Origin of the sequence: Actinomadura sp. SCN-SB, from assembly GCF_043906805.1 — a bacterium.
Classification (GTDB): domain Bacteria; phylum Actinomycetota; class Actinomycetes; order Streptosporangiales; family Streptosporangiaceae; genus Spirillospora.
In genome coordinates, this window is the sequence record NZ_JBIMPP010000120.1 from 1 (window position 1) to 9,323 (window position 9,323).

Annotated in this window: 9 protein-coding genes and 1 pseudogene; 8 read left to right on the forward strand and 2 right to left on the reverse strand. The window is 72.6% G+C overall.

Annotation, left to right across the window (positions count from 1 at the left end):
• Positions 1 to 340: NADH-quinone oxidoreductase subunit H (locus tag ACGWYJ_RS37885; protein WP_395111435.1), on the forward strand; the 340-nt coding region annotated here is incomplete at its 5' end.
• A 46-nt stretch (positions 341 to 386) separates the two neighbouring features.
• Here the strand turns inward: ACGWYJ_RS37885 and ACGWYJ_RS37890 are convergent.
• Complete coding sequence (locus ACGWYJ_RS37890; RefSeq protein ID WP_395111436.1) at positions 387 to 1,337, reverse strand: hypothetical protein; 951 nt, start codon at positions 1,335 to 1,337, stop codon at positions 387 to 389.
• 169 nt (positions 1,338 to 1,506) lie between these two features.
• On the opposite strand from ACGWYJ_RS37890, the gene ACGWYJ_RS37895 reads away from it, so the two are divergent.
• The 7 genes and pseudogenes from ACGWYJ_RS37895 (at position 1,507) to htpX (ending at position 8,972) form a co-directional block, all read left to right on the forward strand.
• The gene (locus ACGWYJ_RS37895) at positions 1,507 to 1,986 is read left to right on the forward strand and encodes a 4Fe-4S binding protein (protein WP_395111438.1); all 480 of its coding nucleotides are present in this window, start codon (positions 1,507 to 1,509) and stop codon (positions 1,984 to 1,986) included.
• On the forward strand, positions 1,983 to 2,543 hold the full coding sequence (locus ACGWYJ_RS37900) for an NADH-quinone oxidoreductase subunit J (RefSeq protein ID WP_395111439.1): 561 nt from the start codon (positions 1,983 to 1,985) through the stop codon (positions 2,541 to 2,543). The genes ACGWYJ_RS37895 and ACGWYJ_RS37900 overlap by 4 nt, the downstream gene beginning before the upstream one ends.
• Positions 2,543 to 2,839, forward strand: a pseudogene (gene nuoK / locus ACGWYJ_RS37905) (NADH-quinone oxidoreductase subunit NuoK); the annotation flags it as partial. The gene ACGWYJ_RS37900 and the pseudogene nuoK, both read left to right, overlap by 1 nt.
• Before the next feature lie 119 nt (positions 2,840 to 2,958).
• Complete coding sequence (locus tag ACGWYJ_RS37910) at positions 2,959 to 4,956, forward strand: NADH-quinone oxidoreductase subunit L (RefSeq protein WP_395111441.1); 1,998 nt, start codon at positions 2,959 to 2,961, stop codon at positions 4,954 to 4,956.
• A complete protein-coding gene (locus tag ACGWYJ_RS37915) occupies positions 4,953 to 6,482 on the forward strand; it encodes a NuoM family protein (protein WP_395111443.1) in 1,530 nt (509 codons plus the stop codon). Before ACGWYJ_RS37910 ends, ACGWYJ_RS37915 begins: the two co-directional genes overlap by 4 nt.
• 34 nt (positions 6,483 to 6,516) lie before the next feature.
• Complete coding sequence (locus tag ACGWYJ_RS37920) at positions 6,517 to 8,007, forward strand: NADH-quinone oxidoreductase subunit N (RefSeq protein ID WP_395111445.1); 1,491 nt, start codon at positions 6,517 to 6,519, stop codon at positions 8,005 to 8,007.
• 110 nt (positions 8,008 to 8,117) lie between these two features.
• The gene (htpX, locus tag ACGWYJ_RS37925) at positions 8,118 to 8,972 is read left to right on the forward strand and encodes a zinc metalloprotease HtpX (protein WP_395111446.1); all 855 of its coding nucleotides are present in this window, start codon (positions 8,118 to 8,120) and stop codon (positions 8,970 to 8,972) included.
• A 3-nt stretch (positions 8,973 to 8,975) separates the two neighbouring features.
• On the opposite strand, the gene ACGWYJ_RS37930 is transcribed toward htpX, so the two are convergent.
• The coding region (locus ACGWYJ_RS37930; protein ID WP_395111447.1) for a M24 family metallopeptidase at positions 8,976 to 9,323 on the reverse strand (348 nt) is incomplete at its 5' end.

Here is a 9,323-nt window from a genome sequence, read left to right on the forward strand (position 1 = left end):
TAACAAGGACCCCGAGATCATCTTCGGCCCGTACACGGAGTACGGCGGGCTGCGCTTCGCGCTGTTCCTGCTGGCCGAGTACGCGGGGATCGTGGTGCTGTGCGCGCTGACCACGGTGCTGTTCCTGGGCGGTTGGAAGGGCCCGTTCCTGGACGCCGAGCTGGGCTGGCTGTGGACGCTGCTCAAGACGTTCGCGCTGGCGTTCGTGGTGATCTGGCTGCGGGTCAGCTACCCGAGGATGCGCGAGGACCAGTTGCAGAAGCTGGCCTGGGCGTGGCTCGTGCCGCTGTCGCTGGCGCAGCTCGCGCTCACCGGCGTCCTCAAGGTCGCCCTGGCCTGACCGGAGCGCCGGGTGACCCGGCCGGACGGCCCCGGCCGGGCGCCCATCACGGCAGGAAGACGGCGTACTCCGCGATCTGGGGCAGCAGGCCCGGTGGCAGGTCGATGTCCACGGCCATCTCCTCGGCGGAGATGAAGCCGCCCTGCTCGGTGCGCCTCCGCACGATCCGGTCGATGATCTCGTCGTCCAGTCCGGGCAGCATGGCGAGCGTCGCGGGCGGGACGTGGTTGACGTCGATCAGGCCGCCGTCGTCGTAGCCGCGCGGCAGGTCGGGACGCCCGATGCGCAGCTCGTGCGCGAGCGCCGGGTCCTCGGCGACCAGCGCGCGGGCCTCCTCGCGCAGCGCCCTGCGGTACTTGGCGTACTTGATCGCGTGCTCGTTGCGGACGTTCTGCGGTGGTTCGCGGGGGAACACCGACGGCCGTACCGCGAAGGCGTGCACGCTGCCCGCGACCCACAGCATCATCATCATGATGATGCTTAGCGCGCTGAGAACGGAGCTGTCGGACAGCGCCATCAGCATCCAGGCGGCGGTGCCCGCGCCGTAGCTGCCCGCGATCGCTCCCAGGTGCAGCGAATGCCGCCGCACCGCCGCGTACAGGAACGAGAACGGAGTGCCCATCCCGAACGTCAGGAAGGGCACGAACGCCCACATGAACCCGCGCGGCTCGCCTGGCGGCGGAACGGGCGGGTGTATCGGCGGCGGAGGGACCGGCGGTGTCGGGAACGGCGGCCGCCACCCGGGCATCGAGGGCGGACGTCCCTGCGGCATGTGCGGACGCGGGTAGGGACCGGTGGGTTGCCCGGGGGCGTGGCGGTGGTGCGGCGGCGGGAATCCCGGCGGAGCGTGCTCCCGCGGACCGGACGCCCGGCGCGGCCCGGGGGCCGGGCCCGGACCGGAGTCCGTGCCGGGGCCGGGTCTCTCGTCGTCGTGGACGTCGTCGGAGACGTCCTTACGGAAGTCCTCGCGGTGCGGGCCTTCCATGTCGCGGTCCACGTGCCCTCCTCACCGATGGATGAGCGAACGGACCCGGAAGCTCATGTCCCGTTCGACGAACGCGGCACCCGTTGCGTTCCCCCCGGGCGATTCGTAGGGAATCATGTGACCCGTGGGACGGCTACCAGGAGGCGGACTGGCCAAGGGGCTCGCTGTCACGCTGCGGACGATGACACGGCGCTCCATCACCCGACAGTACCCGGAGGCGCAGCCGGATCTCCCTCCGCGCAGCAGGGGGGTGATAGCCCTCTTCGAGGAGAACTGCACGGTGTGCATGCTGTGCGCCCGTGAGTGTCCTGACTGGTGCATCTATATCGACTCGCACAAGGAGACCCTGCCCGCCGAGGGCGGCGGCCGTCCCCGGACCCGCAACGTGCTCGACCGGTTCGCGATCGACTTCGCGCTGTGCATGTACTGCGGCATCTGCATCGAGGTGTGCCCGTTCGACGCGCTGTTCTGGTCGCCGGAGTTCGAGTACGCCGAGTATGACATCGCCGAGCTGACCCACGAGCGGGACCGGCTGCGGGAGTGGATGTGGACGGTGCCGCCGCCGCAGGCGCACGAGCCCAACGCCGACCCGCCGAAGGAGCTCGCCGCCGCCGAGAAGTCCGCCGCCCGCGCGCGGCGTCGGGGCGGTGGAAGCCCATGACCGGTCAGGAGGTCGTGTTCTCGCTGCTGGGCGTGGTCGCCGTGGGCGCGGCGGTCCTGGTGGTGACGACGCGGCGGCTCGTGCACGCGGCGCTGTGGCTGGTGGTGTCGTTCGGCGCGCTGGCCGGCGGCTACCTGGTGCTGACGGCCGAGTTCGTCGCCTGGGTGCAGGTGCTGATCTACGTGGGCGCGGTCGTCGTGCTGCTGCTGTTCGGGATCATGCTGACCCGCGCCCCGATCGGCGAGTCGCGCGAGCTGGACTCCGGCGACCGCCGGGCGGCGCTGGCCGTGGCGGTGGCGACCGCGGCGGTGCTGGTGACCGTGATGGTGATGGGCTTCCGCGACGCGTACACGCCGCTGCGTGCGGGCGGCGGCTCGGCGGACGCGCTGGGAGCCGGGGTGTTCCGCACGTGGGTGCTGCCGTTCGAGGTGCTGTCGGTGCTCTTGCTGGCCTCGCTCGTCGGCGCGATCGTCCTCTCCCGTTCCGACATCGGCCCCGGCCCGGACGGGACAGGTCAGGACGAGGCGGCGCGGCCCGATTCCGGCGGTGAGGGCTGATGCATCTCGCCTACCCCCTGGTGGTCGCCGCGCTCCTGTTCTCCGTGGGCGTGTACGGCGTGCTCGCGCGGCGCAACGCGATCCTGGTCCTGATGTCGGTCGAGCTGATGCTGAACGCGGTCAACCTCAACCTGGTCGCGTTCGACGTGTGGCTGCGCGACCAAGTGCACGGAGGCCAGGTGCTGACGCTGTTCACCATCGTGATCGCGGCGGCCGAGGTCGGGCTGGGGCTGGCGATCGTGCTCCTGGTGTTCCGCAACCGCCGGACGATCGACGTGGACAGGCTGCGCTCCCTGGCCGAGGACGGCACCGCGCCGGACCCCGTACCGGACGGGCCGGAACCGCGCGGTGAGCCTGAGCCCGGCCGTGAGGAGCGCGGCGAGGCGGCGGCGTCGGCCGAGGGAGGCGTGACCCGGTGATCGCACTCGCCTCCCTGGTGATCCTGTTGCCGTTCGCGGCCGCGTTCGCCGGGATGCTGCTCGGCCCGCGCCTGTCGCGGGCGCTGCACGCACGCTCGACCGCTCCCGTGCCGGGCGGCGGCCCGCGCGTCCCGGAGAGGGAGTGGCAGGAGGCGGCGGAGACGGCCGAGCGGGCGCCGCTGCGCAACGGTCCGGCGCTGCTGGCGTGCGTGCCGATCGCCGTCGCGACCGCGTTCGCCGCCGTCGTCGCGTTCGTGGTGTGGCGTGAGCCGGGCGCCAGGCTCGGCACGCTCGCGCTGATCCCGACCGGCTCCGTCCGGATCGAGGTCGGGCTCCAGGTGGACGGCCTGGCCGCCGTGGTCGGGCTGATGGTGTGCTGCGTGGCCCTGGCCGTCCAGGTGTACTCGGTCGCCTACATGGCCAAGGACCCGCGCTACTCGTCCTACGCGGCGTTCGTGTCGCTGTTCACGGCCGCGATGCTGCTGGTGGTGTACGCGGCCGACCTGCTCCTGCTGTACGTGGGCTGGGAGGTCATGGGCGTCTGCTCGTACTTCCTGATCGGCCACCACTGGGAGGAGCGGGCCAACTCGCGCGCCGCGGTCAAGGCGTTCCTGGTGACACGGCTCGGCGACGTCGGCTTCCTGTTCGGGATCATCGTGCTCGGCCTGGGCGCGGGCACGTTCACCGTGGACGGGGTGCTCGGCCGGGTCGCGGAGCTGCCGGGCACCACCGTGACCGTCGCGGCGCTGCTGCTGCTCGCCGGGGTGGCGGGCAAGAGCGCCCAGTTCCCGCTGCACACCTGGCTGCCCGACGCGATGGCCGGTCCCACCCCGATCAGCGCGCTGATCCACGCGGCCACGATGGTCGCGGCCGGGATCTACGTCGTCGCGCGCCTGTACGGGGTGTTCCTGGACGCCCCCGCCGCGCTGACCGTCCTCGGCCTGCTCGCGGTCATCTCGATGGTGGGGTCGGCGCTGGCGGCGCTGGCCCAGGACGACATCAAGCGCGTGCTGGCGTACTCCACGGTCAGCCAGCTCGCCGTGATGGCGGCCGGGCTCGCCGCCGGGACGGGCACCGGAGCGATCTTCCATCTGCTCACCCACGGCGCGTTCAAGGCGCTGCTGTTCCTCGCCGCCGGATGCGTGATCGTCGTCGCAGGGTCGAACATGCTGCGCGACTACGGCGGCCTGCGTCGGGGCATGCCGCTGACGTTCTGGTCGATGACGGTCGGGCTGGCGGCGCTGGTGGGCGTCCCGCCGGTCAGCGGGTGGTTCAGCAAGGACTCCATCATCGAGGCGGCCCAGCGCTCCGCCCTGCACGGCGGTGAGCTGGCGGGCGCGGCGCCGGAGGGCTGGTCCGCGTACGCGCCGCTCGCGCAGGCGCCGCCGGCACCGCACCTCCCCGGGGTCGCCGCCTGGCTCCTCTACCTGGGGCTGCTGCTCACCGCGGCGCTGACCGCCGCCTACGCGACGCGCGCCTGGTTGATGACCTTCTTCGGCGAGCCGCGCGGCTCGTACGAGATCAGGGAGGCCCCGGGGCTGATGTCCTGGACGGTGGTGGCGCTCGCCGTCCCGGCCGCGATCCTCGGGTTCTTCGGCCTCGGCGCCTCCGAGCTCCGGCCGCACCTGGGCTCCGCGCTGCCGGCCTTGCTGTGCGCCGTGGCCGGTGGCGGCGTCGCGTACCTCGTCTGGAGGACGAACCCCGCGCTCGATCCGGCCCGAGCCCTCGGGCCCGCTCGCACGACGTTCGCGCGGGCCTTCTACGTGGATGAGGCGTACGCGTTCGCCATCGTCCGTCCCGTACGGGCGCTGGCGTTCACGGTGGTCACGCTGGACAGCCGGGGGATCGACGCGCTCGTCGTCGGCATCGCCCGCGGCACCCGGCGGCTCGCCGGTCCGCTGCGACTTCCGCAGAACGGCAACCCGCAGGGCTATCTCACCGGCCTGCTCGCCGGCGTCGTCGTGATCACGGCCGGGGTGGTGATCTTCCTGTGATCTTCGTGCTGATGACGGCGATCCCGCTCGCCGGGGCCCTGCTCCTGCTGCTGCCCGAGTCCCGCTTCCTGCCGGGGGACACCGCCGTCCGCCGATACGGGCTGGGCGTCTCGGGCGCGACGCTGCTGGTGGCGCTGTCGGCGGTCGCGGCGTTCGACTACGGCGCCACGTCCCGCGTCCAGCTGGAGATCGACCACGCCTGGGCGCCCGCCATCGGGCTCCGCTTCCACCTCGGCGCCGACGGCATCTCCCTGCCGCTGGTGGTGCTGACCGCGCTCCTGACCTTCCTGTGCCTGCTGCACGTCACCAAGCACCCGCCCGCGGGCGGCGGCGCGCGGCTGCTCGTGGCGCTGCTGCTGGTCCTGGAGGTCGGGCTGATCGGCACCTTCGTCGCGCTCGACCTGGTGCTGTTCTTCGTGTTCTTCGAGGTCGTCCTGATCCCGATGTACGTGGTCATCGCCCGCTGGGGAGGCCCGGGGCGCCGCGCCGCCGCGTCCAAGTTCCTCTTCTACACGCTGCTCGGTTCCGGCCTGCTGCTCGCCGGGATGCTGCTGGTCGCGGTGAACGTGGGCACCCTCGACATGACCGAACTGGCCCGGCTCCAGGGCGAAGGCGCCACGCGCGGCGTCCAGATCACCGCGTTCCTGCTGATGGTGGTGGGGTTCGGCGTCAAGGCGCCGATGTGGCCGCTGCACACCTGGCTGCCGGACGCGCACACCGAGGCCCCGACCGTCGGCTCGGTGCTGCTCGCCGGGGTACTGCTGAAGATGGGCACCTACGGCCTGGTCCGCGTGGCGCTGCCCGCCGCGCCCGAGGGAGCCGAGTACTGGGCGCCCTGGCTGGGACTGCTCGCCGTCGCCGGGATCGTGTACGGCGCGCTGGCCTGCCTCGCCCAGCGCGAGCTCAAGCGGATGATCGCGTTCTCGTCGGTCGGGCACATGGGCTTCGTGCTGCTGGGCATCGCCACCCTCACCCCGGTCGGGATCAACGCCGCGCTGTTCGGCAACATCGCGCACGGGCTCATCACCGGCCTGCTGTTCTTCCTGGCCGGTGCGATCAAGGACCGGTACGGCACGGGCGACCTGGACGCGCTCGGCGGCGGCATGCTGGGCGCCGCGCCGAGGCTCGCCTCGTTCCTGACCTTCGCGTCCGTGGCAAGCCTTGGCCTTCCGGGGCTCGCCGGGTTCTGGGGCGAGATGCTCGCGCTCGTCGGCGCGTACCGTCCGCACGCCGCGCTGCCCCGCGAGACGTTCGTGACCTTCATGGTCGTGGGCGGGCTCGGCGCGGTGCTGACCGCGGCCTACTTCCTCCGCCTGCTCGCCAAGATCACACATGGCCGTCCCGTGGAGGCACCGGCTGGGGCTTCCGCGGGGGCCTCCGCGCGCGGGCCGGTGGCGGCGATCTCGGCGTACGAGTACGCGTCCTGGGTCCCGCTGATCGTGCTGACGCTGCTGGTCGGCCTGTGGCCCAAGACCCTGCTGGACGTGACGACGGCGCCGGTGCGCGCGCTGCTGGGAGGCGGCTGATGCGCGCGCGTTCCGTGCGCGGGAAGGGCTCGGCATGATCCAGGGCATCGACTACGCGGCGATCGCGCCCCCGCTGATCGTGGTCCTGGCCGCGATCGCGCTGCTGCTCGCCGACGCCTTCGACGTCCCCCGCCGCGTCCTCGGCGCGGTGTCGGGCGGCGCCCTCGCGGCGGCGCTGATCGCCGTGATCGCGCTCGCGTCCGGCGGCCGACGCGCCACCTTCTGCCTGCCCGGCGGCCTGCGCGGGAACGGCCCCCCGTCCTGCTCCTACGTCGCCGACGACTTCACGCTGCTGTTCCAGGGCGTGGTGCTGGCCGCCGCCGTGGTCGTCGTGCTGCTATCGCTGCGCGAGATCGCGGACGCGCGGATGCCCGCGGGCGAGTACCACTTCCTGCTGCTGGCCGCGATCACCGGCGCCCTCGTCCTGGTGGCGGCCCGCGACCTGATCCTGCTCGTGGTGGCGCTGGAGACGCTGTCGCTGCCGGTCTTCGCGCTGGTCGCGCTGCGCCGGTACGACGGCGTCGCGTCCGAGGCGGCCGTCAAGCTCTTCCTGGTCTCGGTGGTGTCCGCCGCGATCATGCTGTTCGGGATCAGCATGGTGTACGGGGCCACCGGCGCCATGCACCTCGACCGGATCGCGCCCGCCCTGCAACGGCTGCCCGACCACCTCTCCCCGGTGGCCGGCGTCGGAGTCGTGCTGGTGCTGGCCGGGTTCGCGTTCAAGGTCGCGGCCGTCCCGTTCCACTTCTGGGCGCCCGACGTGTACCAGGGCGCGCCGCCGCCCGTCGCGGCGTTCCTGTCCGTGGTGTCCAAGGCCGCGGGCTTCGCCGGGCTGACGATCGTCCTGGCGCTGGGCTTCCCCGCGTACGGCCACGTGTGGGGCCCGGTGGTCGCGGTGCTGGCGGCGGTCACGATGACCCTCGGCAACCTGCTCGCGCTCCGGCAGCGCACCGCGATCCGGCTGCTGGCCTGGTCGTCCATCGCGCAGTCCGGCTACATGCTCGCGCCGCTGGCGGTCGGGACACGGCGGCTCCCCGAGGCGGTCGCCGCCACCATCGCCTACGTCGCCCTTTACGCCGTGATGAACCTCGGTGCCTTCGCCGTCGTCATCGGCTACGGCGCGCGCGGGAAGCGCTTCGCCGCCCTGGACGACTTCCGCGGCCTGGCCCGGACGCGCCCGGCGGCCGGGGCGGCGCTCGCGTTCTTCCTGATCTGCCTGGCCGGGCTGCCGCCGGGCGTCATGGGGCTGTTCGCGAAGGTCGTGGTGTTCCGCGCGACCGTGGCCGGCGGGGTCACCTGGCTGGCCGTCGTCATGGCCGTCAACACGGTGATCGGGCTGTACTACTACCTTGCCTGGGCCGCCCGCCTGTTCGCCGCGCCCGCCGAGCGTCCCTCCGAACCCGTACCCGGGCCCGCCGAACCCGGCCCGGCGGTACGGGCCGCCGTCGCCGCCACCGCGGCCGGCGCGCTCGTCCTCACCGTGGCGCCCCAGCTCGTTCTCCAGGCCGTGACGGCGGCGTCCTAGCGGGGGCCCGGCGCCCGCGCAAGGTCGTCGCGACCAGGCCGGGAGTGGGAACGTTTCGGCTGGTCATCCCGTTGGACCGGATAGTGGCACAACGGGGAGGCAGAACGACCGTGCGGCTCAACGGCGTCAAGACGGCGGCACTGATCGGCGTCCTGTCGGCACTGATGCTCACCGCGGGCTGGGCCCTGGGCGGCCGGGCGGGACTGGCGATCGCCCTGATCATCGCGCTCGGCACCAACGGCTTCGCGTACTTCTTCAGCGACCGGATCGCGCTGCGCTCGATGCGCGCCCACCCGGTCAGCGAGGTCGAGGCGCCGATGCTCTACCGGATCGTCCGGGAGCTGGCGACCTCCGCCAGGCAGCCCATGCCCCGGCTGTACGTGTCGGAGACCATGCAGCCCAACGCGTTCGCCACCGGCCGCAACCCGCGCAACGCCGCCGTCTGCTGCACGCGCGGCATCCTGCGCATCCTGGACGAGCGCGAACTGCGCGCCGTCCTCGGCCACGAGCTGTCGCACGTCTACAACCGCGACATCCTCATCTCCTCCGTGGCCGCCGCGATCGCGACGGTGATCACCTACCTGTCCTATCTGGCGATCTTCCTGCCGGTGGGGCGCGGCGACGACGACGAGGGCCCCGGAATACTGGGCGCCCTGCTGATGCTGCTCCTGGGCCCGGTGGCGGCGACGGTCGTCCAGCTGGCGATCAGCCGTACCCGCGAGTACCAGGCCGACCTGTCCGGCGCCACCCTCACCGGCGACCCGCTGGCCCTCGCCTCCGCCCTGCGCAAGATCGAGGCCGGGACGCGCGCGATGCCGCTGCCCCAGGACCCGGAGCTGGCCACCACCAGCTCCCTGATGATCTCCAACCCGTTCCAGGGCTTCGGCATCGGCCGGCTGTTCTCCACCCACCCGCCCATCGAGGAGCGCATCGCCCGCCTGGAACGCCTGGCCGGGCGCTCCTAGACGTCAGGGCAGGGTGAGCACGACCGGCCCGTCAGCGGTGACGGCGACGCTGTGCTCGAAATGGGCGGCGCGGCTGCCGTCCGCCGTGGCGATGGACCAGCCGTCCCGGAGCAGCACCGCGTCATCGTGCCCGCCCTCGTGGAACATCGGCTCGATCGCGATCGTCAGGCCCTCCCTCAGGACCGGACCGTGCCCGGGGCGTCCCCTGTTGGGCACGTCCGGATCCTCGTGCATCGCCGTACCGATGCCGTGGCCGCTGCAACCCGCCAAGATGCCGTAGCCGTTCTCACGGGCCGTCCGCTCCACCGCATGGCCGATGTCACCCATCCGGGCACCGGGAACGGCCGCCTC

Coding starts and splice junctions, on each gene's coding strand:
- ACGWYJ_RS37895 (WP_395111438.1), top strand. CDS start 1,507: ATGACACGGCGCTCCATCACCCGACAGTACCCGGAGGCGCAGCCGGAT.
- ACGWYJ_RS37920 (WP_395111445.1), top strand. CDS start 6,517: ATGATCCAGGGCATCGACTACGCGGCGATCGCGCCCCCGCTGATCGTG.
- ACGWYJ_RS37900 (WP_395111439.1), top strand. CDS start 1,983: ATGACCGGTCAGGAGGTCGTGTTCTCGCTGCTGGGCGTGGTCGCCGTG.